The following is a 19,927-nucleotide window of genomic DNA, read 5'->3' as shown; positions in this document are numbered from 1 at the left end:
AGATTTAACCGTGAACACCAGGAGGACCCATCACGAACACTTGAAGTGCCCATACTAGGAAGCCGTAACCACCAACAAATGCAACACTCAATACTGGAAAGAGAACCACAGCAATGAAAAGGAAAGATTTCCATTCCAACGAAGGTTTTTCGCTACTTTCGATTTTATTAACATCACTCATACATTTTGCCTATTTTGTATTTAGTAATTTCGGAAGGCTCTATGGATGAGCCAAACTTTTTTCTATTTCTAGTGAAAATTTTAGACCATACAAATGGTAAGGTTCAATGAATTACCGCTGATAAACCTTGTTATTCCGTACTTTTTTGACGTCATACCGAGTTGTGTATTTTTGCTTTTTTATGTGTAAACATGTGAACAAATATATCAATTTAATATTGTTACGAAATCATTAAATATTTACACAAATGCCACACGTAAATATGCAACAAAGACCACCTAACACTTAAGGATTAGCAATAATCAACCTGTAAATAGAGTAGGCATTGACCGGGAAATGTTCAATTTTCATCCTTAAATGAATTTTAAATCAATGAATTCTCGCTGAAGAATTTAACAAGTATTGTATGATAGCTGCGGGAAAAATGGAGATGAATAATGGAAGGAATTGTGGCAATTTCATGGTGGGATTTAAGCTTATTTTGTACAACATTAAGCATTCCTTTGGCAATCAACCGTTACTTTCAACTCGGGCTTGGCAAAGAAGCCGGGATCAGCATCATCAGGATGGTAGTTCAACTAGTTCTGATAGGATTTTATTTAGAATACCTATTCCATTTGAATAACGTTATTGTTAATACCGCATGGGTCATATTGATGATTTTAATTGGTTCAAGTGCGATATTGAGTAAGTCCTCGCTACCTAAACGGCCACTGTTTCTGCCGGTATGCTTAGGTCTAACGGTTGGGTTAGGCCCCCTAATGATCTTATTATGCCTAGTCATTATCCAACCGACACCGCTCTATAGTGCACAGTTTGTCATTCCAATTGCGGGTATGCTTTTAGGAAACTCACTTAGTGGAAACATTGTCGCTTTACAGAATTTTTTCACCTCATTGAATGAACGTAAGAGTGAATATGAAGCAGCGATCTCACTGGGTGCACATCCCTACTATGCGTCTAGTGGTTTTATACGCTCAGCCATGCAAAAATCGCTAGCTCCCATTATGGCTTCTATGGCAACAACAGGGCTGGTCACACTTCCAGGAATGATGACAGGTCAGATTTTAGGAGGGGCAAGTCCAATGGTCGCCATTAAGTATCAACTGATGATTATGATTGCCATCTTTGTCATGATGTCGATCTCCATCACTCTCACTTTACAGCTTTGCTTACGCCAAACCTTTACGCAGCAAGGACGAATAAAGATCCAATTTATCCATAAACAAGATCAAAATTAGAGTTACTCACCTAATTTTAATGCTTTTATCCACAGCTTTTGTGGATAAGATTAGAAAAAACATCCAAAAATCATATTGCTACACTGTTCATATAATAAAAAACCCGCAGTCAATGCGGGTTGCTCATCGCGTGATTTCACGTAAATATCTATATCACGTTAATATCTATATCACGTTAATATCTATTTCCACTAGAGTCTGCTCATATCGTGTAAGGGTTAATCTCTTAAATAAATCAGCCAATAGCCCATTCCAACGAAAATCCCACCCCCAATAATATTACCAAGGGTAACAGGAATTAGGTTGTTGATAATGAAACCTATCATATTCAAATCTGCAAAATCAGCGGGGTTCATCCCTGTCATTTGCCAAAATTCTGGAGAAGCAAAATTCTTAATTCCAATCGCCATTGGAACCTGAAACATATTGGCGATACAGTGCTCGAAACCCGCAGAGACAAACATAGCGACAGGTAAAACCATAACGATAATTTTATCCGTTAAGGTGCGCCCACTGAATGTCATCCACACCGCCACGCAAACCAAGACATTACACATGATGCCTAGAGCCACTGCCTGCCAAAAGCCATGGTGAAGCTTATGTTGAGAGATCAGCATAGTATTGAGACCAACTTGACCATGGTCGAACATGTATTGTTTAGAAGTAAGCATAATGCCCACCAGCAAAAGAGCACCAATCAAGTTACCAGCGTAAACCACAACCCAGTTTTTAAATAAACTTGCCCATGAGATCTTGCCACTCGCTCTTGCGACTAATGTTAAAACGGAACTGGTGAATAGCTCGCCACCCGTGATTATCACCAAAACCAAACCTAAGCTGAACGCTACGCCACCCATGAAACGAGTTAACCCCCAAGGAAGATCGCCAGCACCAGTCGTGATCGTGGTATAAAACACAAAAGCAATACCAATATGCAAACCCGCGGTGATAGCCAGTAAAAAAGATTTAATGGGATCTTTCGTAGCTTTACCGACACCAACTTCTGCAGCTCGTTCTGCCATTTGTGGAGGTAATAAAGAGTCAAATTGATTCATTTCAAACACCGGTTACATATTGATACAAATATAGGGATTCGGATAATCCTCTTATTTTCGTCGAACATCAAGACGTAATTCGCATGTTTACTAAAAATGTTTATTTGCGGTCTTATATCTCATTTTAAATATTATAAAAATATCTCAATAGAAATAAAAACGGCACCATAAAGGTGCCGTAATCAATTGATCAATAACAAGATGTTATATTGAAGGTGCCACTATCTCTTTAGCCACCTTTGATGTTTTAGGCAACAGATCAACACTAGGCGTCACAGCAACCTCTTCACTAAGAGGCGTTTCTACAATTTGTTGAGCTTCTGTTTCAAGTGGCGCATCTTCTTGAGCGTTCACTGCACTGTCTGCCGGTATCGCTTCCGCTTCAGGCTTTGTTTGTGCCGCTTGGCTCTTAAAATTCGCAACAAGCTCTTCTAAACTCTGTATATGAGCTTCACTGCGAGACACTTGTGATGTTAATAGATCTTTCTGTTTCACTTGCTCTGCTAAGAGAGTGACGTTACGTTCATTTTGTAACTTAGCTTCCGCTAACTCGCTCGTTAACGCTTTAAGTTGTTTTTGTAATGACTCTGTCTGATCCTCATTATGCAAGCTTTCTATACTTGCAACAATCTTCTTAGCCTGAACACGTAAAACCTGATCTCTATAATCAGAACCATCCACAGCCTTAGATATTGCCAGTAAACGATTTTCTATTTCCAGAACGGCGGGTTCAAAATGTTCATCTTCAACACTCGCCAATAATTTAACTTGGTGAGCCACATTTTTTACATGCTCTAACTCAAAGTTTGCTGCCGCAACTGCGCCTTCAATGCTTTTTAAATCTCTTGGATTTGCCGTCACTGTGCTTTCAGCAAGCTTTATTTGAGCAGCCGCAGTAGCAAAGCTGGTGACAGCAATGTCGTTCAAGTCATTTTTTCTTAATTGAACTAAGCGCACTTTTAATGGTTGAATAAATTTTTTCTGTACCACTTTAATTTCAAGTGATTTAGCTTGATTCAGAAACTCAACTTGGGCCTCTTGAGCTTCTTCTAACTCATCAACTACAACGTATTCAAATAACGCCTTATATTTACGATAAAGTGAATTAAATTGACGGTTGTAGATTTTGTCCGCTTCGATTGTTTCAAGGTAATCCATCTGCGCTATTGCATCAGCTAAAATGGTATCCGCCTTTGCTTTCAGTGCAGTCAACGCTTGATAGCTAGCTTCAACAATAGATAGCTGTTCAGTTAAAGCTTCAGCATAAGTTTCACTCGAAAACATGGAATAGCTTTTATTTATTTTACTTGGTTCAACTCGTAATTCTTGATAAATCTCGCTCGCTTCTTTCCATGCAGAATTAAGTTCAGAAAAATTTTCTGGTGCATAGATTTTTAAGCCTTCGAAACCTTGAAGCTCTGTTTCCCACTTTTGGTATTGGGCTTGTGATACTTCAAATGCCGATGTAAACAGCTCGACACCTTCTTGGTTAGTTTCACTCTTACTTCCAACTGATTCTGATGTACTTTGGCATCCCGAAACACCCAGAATCATACAAAGAGCGACTGCTGTTTTTGTGATTTTCATTATTATTCCTAACTACTGCTACGTTTAGATACTATCCTTGTTCCGACTCCGTTGGGTAGATCTTATTTATTATTGGAGTGATTACTAAACCATAATAATATAAGCAGGCTCACGACCACAACCGTTCATAAGTTGCATGAATAATATTTAACCACATCATGGTCTATTTATACTCATCGACCGTTCAATTCTGCGCCAATTTAGCGTTATGTGGCATTTTTTCGATATTATGATTGCAGATATATATCGCTGCACTTATTGTGACGGAAGTAGAAAATCAATAATAAAGGTATTCAGATGAAATTCTCAGAACAGCACATCGCAGAACTAAACTTACTTCTTCAATTTGACCTAAGCAGCGCAGCAACTGGGATCAAAGTTCATGCCGAAGCATCTGACGAAGTAAAAGGCGCGGTAGCACGTCTTTACAGCAAAAACTTATGTACTTTGCCAGACGGTGGTTACCTAACTGACGAAGGCATTGAAGCAGCAGAGAGTGCAGATAAAGTTCTACGTATCTTAAGCGCATCGTAGAAAAAATAGTTAAACGCGAAACAGGGCAAACCTAACGGGCTGCCCTGTTTTTGTATCTGACCAATCTTCATTATTTAATGGCAAATGCCAATTTTTTAAAGGGTTGGTATTTATCGTATCCCCAATTGAACACCATAGTGTAAAAGAAAAAGAACACTAAGAATCCAGCTTCAAGCGCAAGTGCGTTCAATATGCTCATGTCTAAATACCATGCAATGGTTGGCACAGTGACAAAAATCAAACCACCTTCGAATGCAATGCTATGCCCGACTCTAATTCCTAAGCTCCTTTCTGCTCTGTTATTTCCAAACATTCGGTCAAACATTACATTAAAAATATAGTTCCACACGACGGTAAATAGGCTAAGAGCAACACCGACAATCGCTAAATCACCAGCTGCATTTCCAGTGGCGAGTGCTGCTCCTGGGATAATCAGCGCCAATGCGATACATTCAAATGTAACGGCATGAAAAATTCTTTCTTTATTTGTCATTCTCTTATTCCATTGATTTCAGTTGTTTCAATGCCTGTATTATCATCTATAATTCGGATAGTAGATAATTAGATACCATCTGGAAAAGCGATATGTTTAGTATTGAGCAACTTGAAGCCTTCCAAGCAACTATTGATACAGGCTCATTCTCTGCCGCAGCAAGAAAACTAGGAAAAGCACAATCTGCCGTCAGCCAACATGTCATTAATCTTGAGATTGATTGCGGTTGTGAGCTATTTGATCGATCTGGGCGCTACCCAATATTGACAGAAGAGGGTAAAAAGCTTGCTCCCTATGCCAGTGCCACTCTTATTCAGCATAAAAGGCTAATTGGGAAGATTGATACATTAACGGACCATTACTCATCTACTTTGGTAATCGCAGTAGATGAAGGGATCCCGTTGCAAAAAATCACAACGATTCTCAAAGATCTTCATCATGAATATCCTCAGCTTTCAGTTGAACTCTTAAGTGCGACCAGCATTGATATTATTGAAATGGTTCAATCAGGACAGGCGACAACAGGCATCATTTTTAGTGAATTATCAATGCCAAGTTGTATCGATTTTGAATCTGTAGGTTCGATTGCCTTTGATGTTTACGTCTCTAATACTCACCCTTTAGCTCAAGAGGTTGCACCTCATATAGATATGCTGCGGCTACATCGACAATTGCTGATTAGCTCAAGAGACTCTAAACAGAGCAGCTTCCACCAAGCACATAGCCCAGACATATGGTATACAGACAACTACTATATGCTTTTTGAAATGGCTAAAAGTGGTTTGGGTTGGTGTTTGCTCCCTTCTCATCTCGCAGAGGATCCATCTCTTAAATCAAATCTGATCCGAGTGCCTGTTGAATTTGAAAACTTAACTTGGTTTGCCAATGTAGACGTGATCCAGCATCAAAACAAAAGTAATGAACCAATGCACAAATGTGCGCGGCAAATGCTTCGAACATTACTTAAAAAGGAAGAAAAATGAGCACTATTTCTATACTCGGTGCAGGCTGGTTAGGCCAACCCCTTGCACTGCGCCTTAAACGACTAGGCCACCAAGTCTTCGCAAGTAAAACCCAGCAAACTGGAGTCGATACACTGGCCGAGAGTGACCTTCGTGGATTTATTTGCTTGCTTCCTGAATCCAATTTATCTTCCGATTATAAACAACTGGTTCACCATCTACAGACGCAACAATGTGATATTTTGATCGGCAGTTTTCCTCCGGGGTTTCGTTCTGGTAACGGCGAGGAGTACGCTCTACGCTGGAAGTATTTAACCCAAGCAGCGAAAGAGGCGAATGTACAAAAGATCATCATGATTAGCTCAACCACGGTTTACCCGGCAACTCATACCACGATGACAGAGGAGGATGCGTCGCTAAAACTGTCTCAAACCGCCCCACACTTCTCCAATTCAGCGTTAATCATGCTGCAAGCTGAGCAGTATGTGATTGATTCTGGCATTGAATTCGACATTGTTCGATGCAGCGGTTTAATCGGACCGAATCGTCATCCTTCACGTTTTGCCAGCAAACTTAAACAGGTCAGCCAAGCCGCTCCAGCTAATATGCTTCACCTTGAGGATGCTATTGATAGCGTAATATTCACTTTGACTCATTTAAGTAATCAGATCGTTAATGCAACCTGCCCAGAAACCGTCAGCAAAGCTGAATTCTACCAAGCTGCACTCAATGCTGTTGGCTCAACCGAAAAGCTGCCGAACATTGTGAATACTGCCGATAAAAGAATTTCATCGAAGAAATTGATGGATTTGGGCTATCAATTCCATTTCAACCACACCCTTGATGCGTTGTGATCTGCACAGTGGTTGAGGTCGAGCGTTTATGTCGTAAATGAGAGGAAACAGAAGCGGGAATGTTGAGGCAGAATCTGAAGCATAATTTTTCATCGCATTTTTTAGCTAGAGAGTAGGAATTAACTCTCTAGCTAAATAGAGATTGAAGCATGTCACCTAACGTTGTGTTCTAGCGGCCCAAAGCTTCTTTGTAGTGCTGGCGACAAACTGACACATACTTGTCATTCCCACCTATGGCTACTTGATCTCCTTCGGCTATCGCGACACCGTGTTCATCGGTACGAATAACCATATTTGCTTTACGACCACAGTGACAAATTGTTTTCAATTCAACTAACTTATCAGCCCAAGATAGTAAATACTTACTTCCTTCAAAAAGTTCACCTAAAAAGTCAGTTCTTAACCCGTAACATAAAACGGGGATATGCAATTTATCCACGACCTCAGTGAGCTGATAAACTTGCTCTTTAGAAAGGAATTGACACTCATCGATCAGCACACAATGGCGCTTCTCTTCACTATTCAATAATTGAATGGCATCAAAGAGGTTGGTGTCCGCTTGAAATAGCTGAGCTTCTGATTGAAGTCCAATTCGTGAGCTGACTTTACCTACACCATAGCGATTATCGAGAGCAGCAGTAAAAATGACTGGATTCATTCCGCGTTCTTGATAATTAAATGAAGATTGTAGAAGTGTTGTTGATTTACCCGCGTTCATTGCCGAGTAGTAAAAATACATCTGAGCCACAGAGATATTCCTGTCTAATAATTAAAAAATTTATTTATAAAAAAGGGCTGAAAAACAGCCCTTTTTAAATTGTTTATTACTTACGTCGCCAAGTGGTGCCATCCGCACCATCTTCTAGCTCAATGCCCATCTCATTAAGCTTATCACGCGCCATATCAGCATTCGCCCAATCTTTTGAAGCGCGAGAATCATTACGTAGCTTAATTAATGCTTCAATTTCCGCTACTTCATCATCACTTCCAGCATCACCCTTTAAGAATGCTTCAGGCTCTTGATGAAGAATGCCGATGACATCCGCAAGTTCACGCATCAATGCGCCCAAACCACTTGCTTTCTCAACACTCTCCGCTTTGATACGGTTAATATCGCGAGCCATGTCGAATAGCACAGAATAAGCTTCAGGTGTATTAAAGTCATCATTCATCGCTGCAGAGAAACGAGTTACGTACTCTTCACCACCAGCAGGAGCCGCTGATAAATCTAAACCACGTAAAGCTGTGTATAGGCGTTCAAGTGAAGCACGTGCTTGGTTTAAGTTCTCTTCGCTGTAGTTCAACTGGCTACGGTAATGACCAGACATTAAGAAGTAGCGAACAGTCTCAGGATCATAGTGATTTAGCACGTCACGAATTGTAAAGAAATTGCCTAGTGACTTTGACATTTTTTCACGGTCAACCATCACCATGCCGCTATGCATCCAAGTATTCACATATTGAGTACCATGGGCGCAGCATGATTGTGCAATCTCATTTTCATGGTGTGGGAACTGCAAGTCAGAACCGCCACCGTGAATATCAAAATGGTTACCTAAAATCGATGAATTCATTGCTGAACATTCAATGTGCCAACCTGGACGGCCTGGTCCCCATGGTGATTCCCATGTTGGTTCACCCGGTTTAGACATTTTCCACAAAACAAAGTCAAGTGGGCTACGTTTCGCACTTTCGATGTCAACACGAGCACCCGCTTGTAATTGATCAAGATCTTGCTTTGATAGCTTGCCGTATTCATCGTATTTTTTTACTTCAAACATCACGTCGCCATTACTAGCAACGTATGCAAAACCACGCTCGATAAGCTTTTCAACTAATGCAACAATCTCTTGAATAAAGTCCGTTGCTCGTGGCTCAACATCCGGACGCTTCATGTTCAATGAATCGAAATCTTGATGCATCTCACCAATCAGTCGCTCTGTTAAAGAATCGCAAGACTCTCCGTTTTCAGCTGCACGCTTAATGATCTTGTCATCAATGTCAGTGATATTACGAACGAACGTTAGGTCGTAACCCAAGTAACGAAGGTAACGAGAAACAACATCAAATGAAACGAATGTACGACCATGGCCAATGTGACAGAGATCGTAGATGGTTACCCCACAGACATACATGCCGATTTTGCCAGCAGTAATTGGTTTGAATTCCTCTTTTTGTCTTGTGAGTGTGTTATATATTTTTAGCATGATCTCTATCTATAATTAGTATGTGAAACAGTACATGGAACATAATAAGCTCGCAGTATATCAACTCCGTCCTTATTAGGTAACACCAATTTCCGCGATCCTAAGCACTTAACGTGACATTTCACCATTTGAATGTGGCTCGACTTAGGCTAGAATCCCGACCTCATATTAAAAAACACAGTAAGGTAACAATCATGATCATCCTTCACACAAATTTTGGTGACATCAAAGTTCAACTAAACGAAGAAAAAGCACCAGAAACTAGCGCAAACTTTCTACAGTACTGCCGTGATGGTTTTTACGACAACACGCTTTTCCACCGTGTTATCGATGGTTTCATGATCCAAGGCGGCGGCATGACTTCTGGCCTTAAAGAAAAAACAACTCGTGCGACTATCAAGAACGAAGCAAATAACGGCCTTGCAAACAAAGTTGGTACGTTAGCAATGGCTCGTACGATGGAACCACATTCTGCAAGCTCTCAGTTCTTCATCAACGTAAACGACAACGCTTTCCTAAACTTCCGCTCAGAGAGCCGTGATGGTTGGGGCTACTGTGTATTCGCTGAAGTTGTTGAAGGCATGGATATTGTTAACAAGATCAAAGGTGTTAGCACTGGTACTATGGGTATGCACCAAGATGTACCACTAGAAGAAGTGATCATCACTGGTACAACAATCGAAGCGTAATTCGATTTAATACATTCGATACAAAACAATAGGAACTGGGGCGTATTTATTACTCCCCTTTTTTATACTATGAATACTCTATTTATCTCCGATCTTCACCTTACTCCCCAGCGTCCAGATATCACTGAATGTTTCTATACCTTTATGCGTGAGGAAGCGATCCATGCCGATGCCCTCTATGTCTTAGGTGATCTATTCGAGTTTTGGGTGGGTGACGATGATACTTCGACATTCGCATCGGATATTCGCGCAGCGTTTCGACAGTTAGTCGACTCTGGCGTACCTTGCTACTTCACTCAAGGAAATCGAGATTTTTTAGTCGGTAAGCGATTTGCTAAACAGACGGGTGTCACTCTATTAGATGAAGTCTCCGTCATTGATCTTTATGGAAATAAGGCTGTGGTACTGCATGGTGATACCCTTTGTACTGAAGATGTGAAATATCTCGCTTTTCGGGAAAAAGTACATCAACCGTGGTTACAGTTTGTTTTCAATAGAATCCCATTTTTTATTAAGAAAAAAATAGTTGCGAAGGTGCAGTCCGATATCAAAGGAGATAAGCAGACTAAGTCTTTGGATATTATGGATGTGACGCAAAGCGAAGTTGAAAAAGTGCTCGATCATAATAATGTTGATTTGATGATTCATGGGCATACCCACAGACCAAATATTCATTCCTTGCAAACATCACAAGGTACAAAAACTCGTATTGTTCTTGGTGATTGGTATACCCAGGGCTCAGTTCTTGTACTAAACGCGCAGGGTTTTGAACTACAAGAAAGACCCTTTTCAGGTTAATTAGTTAAGATTGCGCTTTTTATTTTATTTTCCTCGACTGAAACATAGAATTTTTACTAAAAAACGCTATCATAAATAATTATAATCTTAACCGAACGCGATTCGACATTGAAGTATACCTACGTAGCACGCCAGCCTATCTTAGACATAGATAAGAAAACGATCGGTTATGAACTGCTGTTTAGAGACGGTCCTAAAAATACCTTTCCTGAAATCGACCCTAACCTCGCAACCAGCAGGTTATTGTCTGATCATTTTTTAACGACTCACTACAGCATGTTGGGCACGAAACTTGGATTCGTAAATTTTCCATATCAAAGTTTAGTGAACCTGGTTCCTTCTCTTTTTCCAAATCACAACTTAATTGTTGAGATCCTTGAAGACTGTGAGCCTGATGATGAACTATTTGAAGCCATTAAGAAGCTGGCTTCAATGGGGTACAAGCTCGCACTTGATGATTTTATTCCAAGTAAAGCTTGGGTTCGATTTTTACCTTACATCTCTATTATCAAATTCGATATTCGCCAAGTTTCAATTGAGAAGTCAGCGGTTTTCATCCAGCGACTTGCCAATACTAAAATCAAATTTTTAGCTGAAAAAGTGGAAACTTACGAAGAGTATGAAGAGGCTAAAAAAGCTGGATTCCATTACTTTCAAGGTTATTTCTTCAGTAAGCCGGAGATGATTCAGCGTAAAGCGATGAATCCAAATTTCATTACGATTGTTCAGTTATGTAAAGAGATCGCGGTTGAGCCCATTAACTTTGCTGAAGTAGAAAGATTACTGTCGTGTGATGTGACGTTATCGTTTAAATTGCTCACTTACGTAAACTCAAATCATATGATTACTACGAGTATCAAGTCTTTTAGACAAGCACTCGTCTATTTGGGTGAACAGAAACTGAGACAGTTTGTCTCTTTCGTTGCCATTGCGTCAACTCAAGAGCGTAAACCCGATTCTCTTTATGGACTCGCGATTCAACGCGCCAGATTGTGTGAGTTGTTATCACTAAAACTAGACACACAAAATGACGATCTTCGTGGGCAAGCGTTTCTAACAGGTATGTTTTCGTTGCTTGATTCTCTGCTCGATCACCCGCTAGATCAATTAATAGATTCTATCCCAATTGACGATGAGATAAGACTCGCCCTCACGAAGCAAGAAGGTTTACTGGGTAACCTCTTATCCTTGATCACTGCGTATGAAAAAGCACAGTGGGATAAGACACTGCTCTTGCGAGAACAGCTCGGTATCAGCGAAGAGCAACTTGCCCAATGCTGTGATGAAGCGGTCGCATGGTCACAAGATTTAATGTCCCCTATGCAGCATTAACCAACGCACTCAGTACAACTACACCACTCACATATTTTAGATGACCTCTGTTGAGGTCATTTTATTATCAGGAATAAATCATGTCTTCATGCCCATGTGGAACGAATAAACCTTATTCAAGCTGCTGTGAAATTGCTCATAAGCATCACGCTGATGTCACAACGCCAGAACAGTTAATGCGTTCACGTTACTCAGCTCATGTGTTAGGTCTCGTCGATTACGTCGTCGATACTTATCACCCAAGTTGCAACGCTCAAGAGCAACGCGAAGGCATTGCAGATTCAATTGATAGTGACTGGTGCAAACTTGAAGTAATTTCAGCGTCAATGGGTAAGGATGAAAATGAGGGCTTTGTAGAATTTAAAGCATACCTAAACGAAGATGGTGAACAGTTCTGTTTATCAGAAAAGTCTCGCTTTTTAAAAAAGAACGACCTTTGGTATTACATTGATGGGGAATTTCCAGAAGTTCAAGATCCGCCCCATGAGCCTAATAACACAGAGCCCCAGCAGCCTAGCGATCCGCGTTTAAATCAGACGGTTGAAAATTTCAAGATAGGACGAAATGATCCATGCATCTGTGGCAGTGGTAAAAAGTTTAAGAAGTGTTGCGGTTAGCCCTCCTCAACAAACAAAAAATTCGCTCCGAATAGAAAAACGGAGCGAATCAGTACGAATAAAAATGAGATTCAAACCTGAAGAATTATTTATGTCGCTCTTTTAATTTATTAATCACATCATTCATCGATAAACCTTGATCTTGAAGTAAAACAAGCAAGTGATAAATCAAATCAGCCGATTCACACACTAACTCCGCCTTATCACCCGACGTCGCCGCAAGCGCGACTTCAACACCTTCTTCCCCCACTTTCTGCGAAATACGCTTGGTGCCACGGGCATAAAGGCTGGCAGTATAAGAAGAGTCAGGATCGGCGTCCTTGCGGGCAGCCAATAACTGCTCAAGTTGATGAAGCCAAACCATTTGGGATTCTTCTTGTTTGTCTGAATCCCAACAGGTTGTCGTGCCTGTATGGCAAGTAGGGCCAATTGGTGAAACTTTCACAAGTAGAGTATCGTTGTCACAATCTAATGAGATATTCTTCAATTGCAGTACGTTGCCAGACGTTTCACCTTTGGTCCATAAACGCTCTTTCGTTCGAGAAAAGAAGGTGACCTGACCCGTTTGCCCAGTTTTAGCCAATGCTTCAGTGTTCATGTAACCCATCATAAGCACTTGGCTTGAGGTAAAGTCCTGCACAATCGCGGGAACCAACCCTCCAACTTTTTCCCAATCGATACGATCCGAAAGCGATGCTACGTCCTGTTGTTGCCACTGTTGCTGAAATTGATCGCTCATAAACGTATCTCCACGCCTTGTTGTTTCAAATACTGTTTCAATTCGCCAATGTTGATGACTTGCTTATGAAAGACTGAGGCTGCAAGTGCCCCATCCACATTGGCCTTTTTGTACGCTTGTGCAAAGTGTTCCATCGCTCCAGCTCCGCCAGAAGCAATAAGCGGCACGCCACAAACTTCACGAACCATATTGAGTTGCTCGATATCATAACCGTTACGAACACCATCTTGGTTCATCATATTCAATACGATTTCACCTGCTCCACGCTTTTGAACTTCTTGTACCCAATCACGGGTTTCCCAGTTAGTAGCCTTAGTTCGAGCTTCATCTCCGGTAAATTGATATACCTGATATTTTCCCGTCTCTTTGTCAAAATAGGAGTCGATACCAACCACGATACACTGAACGCCAAACTTATCGGCAAGCTTGGTAATCAGCTCTGGGTTCGCTAACGCAGGCGAGTTGATAGAGACTTTGTCTGCACCAAACTCTAAAATGCGAGATGCGTCTTCAGCCGATTTAATGCCACCCGCGACACAGAATGGAATATCAATCACTTCCGCGACACGTGCCACCCAGCTTTTATCAACCACTCGGCCGTCACTCGATGCGGTAATATCGTAGAAGACCAACTCATCCGCCCCCTCTTCAGCGTATCGCTGCGCCAAAGGAACAATATCACCAATAATTTCATGATTTCGGAACTGAACACCCTTTACCACTTGTCCATCTCGGACATCGAGACACGGTACTATTCGCTTTGCCAACATGAGAACGCCTCCTCTGCGGTAAACTTACCATCCAAAAGCGCACGGCCAACAATCACGCCAGCGACACCACTTCCTTTTAAAGCTTCAATGTCCGCTAAGCATCCAATGCCGCCTGATGATTGAAATTGCACTTGTGGATATTGCTTACAAAGATCAACATACAGTTCGACATTCGAGCCTTCTAAAGTCCCGTCTCTTGAAATATCCGTGCACAGCACATGCTTCAAACCAACCGTTAAATAATCATCGATCAACGCTTCGATCGTCACGCCTGAATCTTCTTGCCAGCCTGAAATTGCAACTTTACGTACGCCTTGCTGATCAATATTGATATCGAGAGCGAGTACGATCTTCTCGGCTCCGTATTTTGTCATCCAACCTTTAACTAATTCAGGCTGTTTAACGGCCGTTGAACCCACCACAACTCGTTGTGCGCCTGCTTCAAGTAAATCCACCACATCTTGCTCGTTGCGAACGCCACCACCAATTTGAATACTCGCTGGGGTACTGGCTAACAAGGTGGCGATCAAATCAAGCTGGCGGGCAGTGGTATCTTTTGCGCCGGTAAGATCGACAAGATGAAGCCAGTTCGCTCCCGCTTGGTGATACAGATTAAACTGCTCAGCCGGATCCACTTTGTATTCTGTTACTTGACCATAGTCCCCTTGGAACAAACGAACGACTTGGCCTTCTATTAAATCTAATGCTGGAATGATCAATGTAAATTCCTTTTCTTTCTCATAGATGCGGTATGGCTACAGCTCTAGAAACTTAGCTCTAAAAACTCATCTCAAAAAACTCAGCTCTAAAAAGTTTTGTATCAGCTTCGAACCTGCTTTTGAAGAACGCTCTGGGTGAAATTGAACCCCATAGTAATTATCACTTTGCAAAGCAGCGGTAAATGGGTTGCCATATTCACATTGAGCGATAGTGTAATCACCAACGGGCATGGCAAAACTATGCACAAAGTAAAAATATTCACCTTCTTCAATATCTTTGAATAAAGGGTGCCCTTGAGATGCTGACACGGTATTCCACCCCATATGAGGCAATGGTAAATCACCTGTCTCCATCAAGCGAACTTCACCAGAGCACAAACCTAAACACTCAACTTGAGCATCTGCTTTCTGGCCTTTCTCTTGAGAGAGGCGTCCTAACAGCTGCATCCCTAAGCAGATACCAAGCAGCGGTTTTTCTACTTGTTTGACTAAACTGATTAGATCTCGCTGCTCAAGGTTTTTCATTGCTTCGCTTGCGGTACCGACTCCTGGCAAAAACAACTTATCTGCGGCTAAGACCACTTCCGGATCTTTCGAAATCACCACTTCATACCCCAAACGTTGTATCGCAAATTTCACTGAGGATACGTTGGCACAACCAGTATCGATAATGACAATTTTCTGATTAAGCATGATTCATTCCCTCGTTAAAGCACGCCTTTGCTGCTCGGTAATTCATTACCTTCGACCTTAATCGCCTGGCGAAGTGTACGGCCAAATGCTTTAAATAAGCTCTCAATGATGTGGTGATCGTTGTCACCCGTCGATGATAGGTGCAGAGTGCAAGCTAAGGTATCAGTTAACGAACGGAAAAAGTGCACCACCATTTCGGTAGAAAGATCGCCAACTTGCTCACGGCTAAATTTTGCGTCAAATTTAAGATAAGGGCGTCCAGACAAGTCTAAAGCACACTGAGCCAAGCACTCATCCATTGGCAAACTAAAGCCAAATCGACCAATGCCACGCTTGCTTCCGAGCGCTTCTTTTAACGCTTCACCAAGCGCTAATGCTGTATCTTCAATTGTGTGGTGATCATCAATGTGCAAATCACCTTTCACATTGAGCTTTAACTGGAATCCACCGTGAGTCGCGATTTGATCAAGCATGTGATCAAAAAAGCCCATTCCCGTTTCGATCTGATTACCACCAGATTCATCCAAATTGACCGCAACACGAATATCCGTCTCTTTAGTGGTTCTAATGACTTCAGCGGTTCTCGCGTTCACCGTGAGGTCTTTTAAGATATCTTTCCAGTTCATCGACTCTGGATTGTATTGGATCCCTCGGATCGCCATATTTTCTGCTAGGGCTAAATCCGTGGCGCGATCTCCAATCACGACTGAATGTTTAAAATCGACTTTGCCACCTTGAAGGTACTCTTTAACCATACCCAATTTCGGCTTACGGCAAGAGCAGTTATCTTCATCAAAGTGCGGGCAGATTAAAACATCGTCAAACTTAACGCCTTGAGACTCAAATATCTCCATCATCATATCTTGAGGGGCATCAAAATCCGCTTTAGGGTAACTGTCTGTCCCTAAGCCATCTTGATTGGTCACCATCACTAATCGATAACCCGCCTCCTGCAATGAAAGCAGGCTAGGAATCACGAAGGGCTCAAGTTTTAATTTATCTAAACGGTCAACTTGAAAGTCGATCGGCGGCTCAACAATTAAGGTGCCATCTCGATCAATAAATAGAATTTTTTGTTGATTGCTCACTGGAACTTCCTTTTAAATATAAAGCTAAAGGTTAAAAATCTAACCTCAATAATCATGAAACGAGCGATATCGCCACTTTCTTAAATCATCATCTAGACAGCGTAATAGTTACGAATAAATCCAACCGTTTTCTCACACTCTTCTCGATTGCCAATACTAATGCGAACACAGTCTTTAATTGGGGAGTTTCTTAAAATGATCCCTTTTTCCCATGCTGCTTTAAATAACGCATCACCATCACTAAATTTCACTAATAAGTAATTGCCCCACCCTTCGAAAATTTCGATACCCGCAATGGTCATCAGCCCTGCTTGTAAATAAGCTCGGTTTGCATTCAAATCCAATACTTGAAATTTTGCACGGGCCAACCCTGATTCAGATAAAGCTTGAATGGCTATCTCAGCAACCGGAACTGGAACTGGGTATGGCGCAATGACTTTCAATAAAACATCGATGATCTCTTTGTTCGCGAGGGTGAACCCACAACGTAACCCCGCTAAAGCAAAAGCTTTGGAAAGCGTACGCAAAATCGCTAAATTCGGGTATTGCTCAAGTAAGTCAACCGTTGAGACTTCAGGACAAAAATCGATATACGCTTCATCCATGACCACGATAGCTTTATCTTTTGTCATCTCAAGGAGACGAACGATATCAGGGCGCTTAATCACGTTTCCAGTTGGATTATTAGGGCTACAAACAAACACTAATTTAACTGACTCTAAATTAGATTCGATACCGTTAATATCCAGTTGCCAATCTTGCGTAAGCGGTACTGTTTTTTGTTCAACACCAGATGTTTCCGCACTGATCGCGTACATTCCATACGTTGGTGGGCAGAACAGAATCGCATCCTCACCCGGCTCACAAAAAGCACGAATCAAAAGCTCAATGCCTTCATCGGCCCCACGTGAGGTCAGTGTTTGCTCAGGTTTAACACCAGCATAAGCCGCATATGCTTCGATAAGAGCCTTAGGCTGACATTCACTATAACGATTCAAGCGTGAAAAGTCGGTTTTGTATTCGTTATCAAACGGGGATTCATTTGCGTTTAACCACACATCCCCACTGCCGCCAATTCGACGCGCAGATAAGTAAGGAGTCAATGACTGCACTTGTTTACGTGCAAGCTTTTCCATAACTAAACTCCCTTCTCTGCTTGGTCGCTTATCTCTATTTTTGCAAGCTTTTCAATACGAATGGTCACCGCGCGTTTATGTGCATCTAGCCCTTCAGCATCTGCCATTGTCACGACAGTGGGAGCTAGAACTTTCAGCCCATCGGCCGTGAGTTCTTGTACTGTCATTCGTTTAGAAAAATCAGCTAGTCCAAGGCTAGAGTATGTTTTCGTATAACCATATGTCGGCAACACGTGGTTGGTACCCGATGCGTAATCACCAGCAGATTCAGGAGACCAATCACCTAAGAAAATTGAACCCGCATTGTCTAACAAAGGAAGCAATTCACGAGGGTTCTTAGTTTGAACAATTAAGTGCTCAGGACCATAGTAATTTGAAATCGAAATACTTTGGGTTAATGATTCAGCAATAATAACCAAACTTGATGATAGTGCTTTTTGAGCAATATCTGCGCGAGAGAGTTGCTGAAGTTGCGCTTGCACTGCATCCGTCACCTGATCGGCAATCACGGGTGAAGGCGTGACCAATACCACTTGCGAATCTGGCCCGTGCTCTGCTTGGCTTAATAGATCAGCCGCTATAAAGTCTGGGTCAGCGGTTTCATCTGCAATGACCAGTACTTCAGAAGGACCAGCAGGCATATCTATCGCCGCGCCTCGGAAATCATTGCTCACCTGACGCTTGGCTTCTGTTACATAAGCATTCCCCGGGCCAAATATTTTATCTACTTTAGCAACTGATCCAGTCCCATAAGCCATTGCCGCAACAGCCTGACCACCACCGACGTTATACACTTCATCTATGTTACATAACTTCGCTACATATAAGATTTCATCTGCAATAGGAGGTGGAGAACAGAGTACGACTTTTCGACAACCTGCAATTTGCGATGGAACGCCAAGCATCAATACGGTTGAAGGGAGCGGCGCACTTCCTCCTGGAATATATAGACCAACGGTATTGATCGGGCGAGTGACTTGCTCACACACGACGCCGGGTTGAGTCTCCACACGTAAAGGTTGAGGCTTTTGGGCTTTATGAAACTTTGCAATATTGTCGTACGCTTGATTCAATGCTTCTTTCATCGAATCACTCAGTCGCGCAGAGGCCTCTTCTATCTCTTGGTTTGAGACGCGGATAGACTCAGGGACAACACGATCAAACTTTTCAGTTAACTCGATTAATGCTTTATCGCCGCCTGCACGAACTTGACGAATAACATCAGCGACAGCAGAGGTAATATTCGCGCCTTCAGTAATAGCTGGACGTTCTAGAATCGCATCTTGCTGCGATTCACTTAATGATTGCCAAACAACCGTTCTCATCTCAATCACCCCATCATTTTTTCAATAGGAAGCACTAGAATTGAACTCGCACCGAGCTCTTTAAGCTGCTCCATCGTTTCCCAGAATAAATTCTCTGTACTCACTAGATGTACAGCCACTTTATCCGTATCAGATGATAGAGGGAGTACGGTAGGATCTTCAGCGCCCGGTAACAGTGATTTGATCTGCTCAAGCTTATCGGTAGGGGCGTGCAGCATGATGTATTTTGACTCTTTTGCTTGCTGTACACCTTGCATGCGAGTCAGCAGTTTTTCGATCAGCGCCACTTTGTCAGTATCAAACTCACCGGTTCTCTGAATAAGGGTCGCTTTAGATTGGAAAATGACTTCCGCCTCTTTTAAGCCGTTCGCTTCCAAGGTTGCACCTGTCGAGACTAAATCTGCAATCGCATCCGCTAACCCAGCACGAGGAGCGACTTCAACGGAACCTGTTAGCATACATGTGCTGAAATCAACGCCCTGTTCATCCATGTAACTCTTTAGCAATTGAGGGTATGTTGTCGCAATTCGTTTGCCAGCTAAATCTTGCGGACCGTTATATTCTTCATCTTTATTAATCGCGATAGACAGTCGACAACCGCCAAAGTCTAATCGGCGTAATGCGATAAATTCACTTGGTTCATTCAGTGCTTTACGGTCTAGGCGAACCTCTTCTAATTCATTCTCACCGATGAAACCAAGATCTACCACACCGTCCATGATAAGACCTGGAATATCGTCATCGCGAACGAGTAATAGATCAATTGGCATATTTTCGGAGTGAACAACTAAACGTTCACCCATTATGCTGAATTTAACACCGCACTTTTTAAGTAGGTCTTGGCACTCTTTACTTAAGCGGCCTTTTTTTTGAATTGCGATTCTTAGTCGTTGTGATTGCATTGCTT

General features: G+C 42.0%; 22 protein-coding genes. 8 read left to right on the top strand and 14 right to left on the bottom strand.

The features are described from left to right. Window positions 1–4: 4 nt before the first annotated feature. On the bottom strand, window positions 5–181 hold the full coding sequence (gene torE / locus OCV39_RS04935; RefSeq protein ID WP_017054721.1) for a trimethylamine N-oxide reductase system protein TorE: 177 nt from the start codon (window positions 179–181) through the stop codon (window positions 5–7). A 437-nt stretch (window positions 182–618) separates the two neighbouring features. Here torE and OCV39_RS04930 point away from each other — a divergent pair, with 437 nt between their 5' ends. Further along, window positions 619–1,422, top strand: a complete 804-nt coding sequence (locus OCV39_RS04930; RefSeq protein WP_261889136.1) for an ABC transporter permease — start codon at window positions 619–621, stop codon at window positions 1,420–1,422. A 218-nt stretch (window positions 1,423–1,640) separates the two neighbouring features. On the opposite strand, the gene focA is transcribed toward OCV39_RS04930, so the two are convergent. Further along, complete coding sequence (focA, locus tag OCV39_RS04925; protein ID WP_017054719.1) at window positions 1,641–2,477, bottom strand: formate transporter FocA; 837 nt, start codon at window positions 2,475–2,477, stop codon at window positions 1,641–1,643. A gap of 204 nt (window positions 2,478–2,681) precedes the next feature. Next, on the bottom strand, window positions 2,682–4,064 hold the full coding sequence (locus tag OCV39_RS04920; RefSeq protein WP_261889135.1) for a coiled-coil domain-containing protein: 1,383 nt from the start codon (window positions 4,062–4,064) through the stop codon (window positions 2,682–2,684). A gap of 297 nt (window positions 4,065–4,361) precedes the next feature. On the opposite strand from OCV39_RS04920, the gene OCV39_RS04915 reads away from it, so the two are divergent. Next, window positions 4,362–4,598, top strand: a complete 237-nt coding sequence (locus OCV39_RS04915) for a TIGR02647 family protein (protein WP_017054717.1) — start codon at window positions 4,362–4,364, stop codon at window positions 4,596–4,598. Between the two features lie 70 nt (window positions 4,599–4,668). Here OCV39_RS04915 and OCV39_RS04910 read toward each other — a convergent pair whose 3' ends face one another. Continuing rightward, window positions 4,669–5,091 (bottom strand): PACE efflux transporter, encoded by a 423-nt coding sequence (locus tag OCV39_RS04910; protein WP_261889134.1) that lies wholly within the window; start codon window positions 5,089–5,091, stop codon window positions 4,669–4,671. A gap of 92 nt (window positions 5,092–5,183) precedes the next feature. Here OCV39_RS04910 and OCV39_RS04905 point away from each other — a divergent pair, with 92 nt between their 5' ends. Together OCV39_RS04905 and OCV39_RS04900 are read left to right on the top strand one after the other, a co-directional pair. Further along, window positions 5,184–6,074, top strand: coding sequence for a LysR family transcriptional regulator (locus OCV39_RS04905; RefSeq protein WP_171756064.1), 891 nt, complete (start codon window positions 5,184–5,186; stop codon window positions 6,072–6,074). Next, on the top strand, window positions 6,071–6,907 hold the full coding sequence (locus OCV39_RS04900) for an NAD-dependent epimerase/dehydratase family protein (RefSeq protein ID WP_261889133.1): 837 nt from the start codon (window positions 6,071–6,073) through the stop codon (window positions 6,905–6,907). Before OCV39_RS04905 ends, OCV39_RS04900 begins: the two co-directional genes overlap by 4 nt. 169 nt (window positions 6,908–7,076) lie before the next feature. On the opposite strand, the gene OCV39_RS04895 is transcribed toward OCV39_RS04900, so the two are convergent. Together OCV39_RS04895 and cysS are read right to left on the bottom strand one after the other, a co-directional pair. Then, on the bottom strand, window positions 7,077–7,655 hold the full coding sequence (locus OCV39_RS04895) for a thymidine kinase (protein ID WP_017054713.1): 579 nt from the start codon (window positions 7,653–7,655) through the stop codon (window positions 7,077–7,079). Window positions 7,656–7,731: 76 nt separating this feature from the next. Beyond that, entirely contained in the window at window positions 7,732–9,114 is a 1,383-nt protein-coding gene (gene cysS / locus OCV39_RS04890; RefSeq protein WP_017054712.1) for a cysteine--tRNA ligase, read from the bottom strand. Between the two features lie 194 nt (window positions 9,115–9,308). On the opposite strand from cysS, the gene OCV39_RS04885 reads away from it, so the two are divergent. The 4 genes from OCV39_RS04885 to OCV39_RS04870 all read left to right on the top strand — a co-directional run bounded on the left by OCV39_RS04885 (window position 9,309) and on the right by OCV39_RS04870 (window position 12,550). Continuing rightward, window positions 9,309–9,803, top strand: coding sequence for a peptidylprolyl isomerase (locus OCV39_RS04885; protein WP_017054711.1), 495 nt, complete (start codon window positions 9,309–9,311; stop codon window positions 9,801–9,803). Window positions 9,804–9,872: 69 nt separating this feature from the next. Then, a complete protein-coding gene (gene lpxH / locus OCV39_RS04880) occupies window positions 9,873–10,601 on the top strand; it encodes a UDP-2,3-diacylglucosamine diphosphatase (RefSeq protein ID WP_136995645.1) in 729 nt (242 codons plus the stop codon). 108 nt (window positions 10,602–10,709) lie between these two features. After that, on the top strand, window positions 10,710–11,933 hold the full coding sequence (locus tag OCV39_RS04875; protein WP_017054709.1) for an EAL and HDOD domain-containing protein: 1,224 nt from the start codon (window positions 10,710–10,712) through the stop codon (window positions 11,931–11,933). Window positions 11,934–12,010: 77 nt separating this feature from the next. Continuing rightward, complete coding sequence (locus OCV39_RS04870; RefSeq protein ID WP_069589200.1) at window positions 12,011–12,550, top strand: YchJ family protein; 540 nt, start codon at window positions 12,011–12,013, stop codon at window positions 12,548–12,550. Between the two features lie 85 nt (window positions 12,551–12,635). Here OCV39_RS04870 and hisIE read toward each other — a convergent pair whose 3' ends face one another. The 8 genes from hisIE to hisG form a co-directional block, all read right to left on the bottom strand. Further along, window positions 12,636–13,289 carry a bifunctional phosphoribosyl-AMP cyclohydrolase/phosphoribosyl-ATP diphosphatase HisIE gene (hisIE, locus tag OCV39_RS04865; RefSeq protein WP_017054707.1) on the bottom strand — a complete coding sequence of 218 codons (654 nt, stop codon included), beginning with the start codon at window positions 13,287–13,289 and terminating at the stop codon, window positions 12,636–12,638. After that, entirely contained in the window at window positions 13,286–14,059 is a 774-nt protein-coding gene (hisF, locus tag OCV39_RS04860; protein WP_017054706.1) for an imidazole glycerol phosphate synthase subunit HisF, read from the bottom strand. Before hisF ends, hisIE begins: the two co-directional genes overlap by 4 nt. Then, the gene (hisA, locus tag OCV39_RS04855; RefSeq protein ID WP_017054705.1) at window positions 14,041–14,778 is read right to left on the bottom strand and encodes a 1-(5-phosphoribosyl)-5-[(5-phosphoribosylamino)methylideneamino]imidazole-4-carboxamide isomerase; all 738 of its coding nucleotides are present in this window, start codon (window positions 14,776–14,778) and stop codon (window positions 14,041–14,043) included. Before hisA ends, hisF begins: the two co-directional genes overlap by 19 nt. Before the next feature lie 66 nt (window positions 14,779–14,844). Continuing rightward, the gene (hisH, locus tag OCV39_RS04850) at window positions 14,845–15,471 is read right to left on the bottom strand and encodes an imidazole glycerol phosphate synthase subunit HisH (protein WP_261889132.1); all 627 of its coding nucleotides are present in this window, start codon (window positions 15,469–15,471) and stop codon (window positions 14,845–14,847) included. Window positions 15,472–15,485: 14 nt separating this feature from the next. Continuing rightward, entirely contained in the window at window positions 15,486–16,559 is a 1,074-nt protein-coding gene (gene hisB / locus OCV39_RS04845; protein ID WP_136995641.1) for a bifunctional histidinol-phosphatase/imidazoleglycerol-phosphate dehydratase HisB, read from the bottom strand. Between the two features lie 92 nt (window positions 16,560–16,651). Further along, window positions 16,652–17,695, bottom strand: coding sequence for a histidinol-phosphate transaminase (gene hisC / locus OCV39_RS04840; protein WP_261889131.1), 1,044 nt, complete (start codon window positions 17,693–17,695; stop codon window positions 16,652–16,654). Window positions 17,696–17,697: 2 nt separating this feature from the next. After that, the gene (gene hisD, locus OCV39_RS04835; RefSeq protein ID WP_261889130.1) at window positions 17,698–19,020 is read right to left on the bottom strand and encodes a histidinol dehydrogenase; all 1,323 of its coding nucleotides are present in this window, start codon (window positions 19,018–19,020) and stop codon (window positions 17,698–17,700) included. 5 nt (window positions 19,021–19,025) lie between these two features. Continuing rightward, on the bottom strand, window positions 19,026–19,922 hold the full coding sequence (gene hisG, locus OCV39_RS04830) for an ATP phosphoribosyltransferase (protein ID WP_017052219.1): 897 nt from the start codon (window positions 19,920–19,922) through the stop codon (window positions 19,026–19,028). Between the last annotated feature and the right edge of the window lie 5 nt (window positions 19,923–19,927).

Source organism: Vibrio cortegadensis (assembly GCF_024347395.1).
GTDB lineage: Bacteria > Pseudomonadota > Gammaproteobacteria > Enterobacterales > Vibrionaceae > Vibrio > Vibrio cortegadensis.
This window is presented reverse-complemented; position numbering and strand designations above follow the sequence as displayed.

Bases quoted from the DNA above. Each gene is read 5' to 3' on its own strand.
- OCV39_RS04905 (WP_171756064.1), top strand. From the start codon at position 5,184: ATGTTTAGTATTGAGCAACTTGAAGCCTTCCAAGCAACTATTGATACA.
- cysS (WP_017054712.1), bottom strand. From the start codon at position 9,114: ATGCTAAAAATATATAACACACTCACAAGACAAAAAGAGGAATTCAAA.
- OCV39_RS04915 (WP_017054717.1), top strand. From the start codon at position 4,362: ATGAAATTCTCAGAACAGCACATCGCAGAACTAAACTTACTTCTTCAA.
- hisD (WP_261889130.1), bottom strand. From the start codon at position 19,020: ATGAGAACGGTTGTTTGGCAATCATTAAGTGAATCGCAGCAAGATGCG.
- OCV39_RS04900 (WP_261889133.1), top strand. From the start codon at position 6,071: ATGAGCACTATTTCTATACTCGGTGCAGGCTGGTTAGGCCAACCCCTT.
- OCV39_RS04885 (WP_017054711.1), top strand. From the start codon at position 9,309: ATGATCATCCTTCACACAAATTTTGGTGACATCAAAGTTCAACTAAAC.
- hisF (WP_017054706.1), bottom strand. From the start codon at position 14,059: ATGTTGGCAAAGCGAATAGTACCGTGTCTCGATGTCCGAGATGGACAA.
- focA (WP_017054719.1), bottom strand. From the start codon at position 2,477: ATGAATCAATTTGACTCTTTATTACCTCCACAAATGGCAGAACGAGCT.
- hisIE (WP_017054707.1), bottom strand. From the start codon at position 13,289: ATGAGCGATCAATTTCAGCAACAGTGGCAACAACAGGACGTAGCATCG.
- OCV39_RS04930 (WP_261889136.1), top strand. From the start codon at position 619: ATGGAAGGAATTGTGGCAATTTCATGGTGGGATTTAAGCTTATTTTGT.
- hisH (WP_261889132.1), bottom strand. From the start codon at position 15,471: ATGCTTAATCAGAAAATTGTCATTATCGATACTGGTTGTGCCAACGTA.
- hisC (WP_261889131.1), bottom strand. From the start codon at position 17,695: ATGGAAAAGCTTGCACGTAAACAAGTGCAGTCATTGACTCCTTACTTA.
- OCV39_RS04910 (WP_261889134.1), bottom strand. From the start codon at position 5,091: ATGACAAATAAAGAAAGAATTTTTCATGCCGTTACATTTGAATGTATC.
- torE (WP_017054721.1), bottom strand. From the start codon at position 181: ATGAGTGATGTTAATAAAATCGAAAGTAGCGAAAAACCTTCGTTGGAA.
- hisG (WP_017052219.1), bottom strand. From the start codon at position 19,922: ATGCAATCACAACGACTAAGAATCGCAATTCAAAAAAAAGGCCGCTTA.
- OCV39_RS04920 (WP_261889135.1), bottom strand. From the start codon at position 4,064: ATGAAAATCACAAAAACAGCAGTCGCTCTTTGTATGATTCTGGGTGTT.
- lpxH (WP_136995645.1), top strand. From the start codon at position 9,873: ATGAATACTCTATTTATCTCCGATCTTCACCTTACTCCCCAGCGTCCA.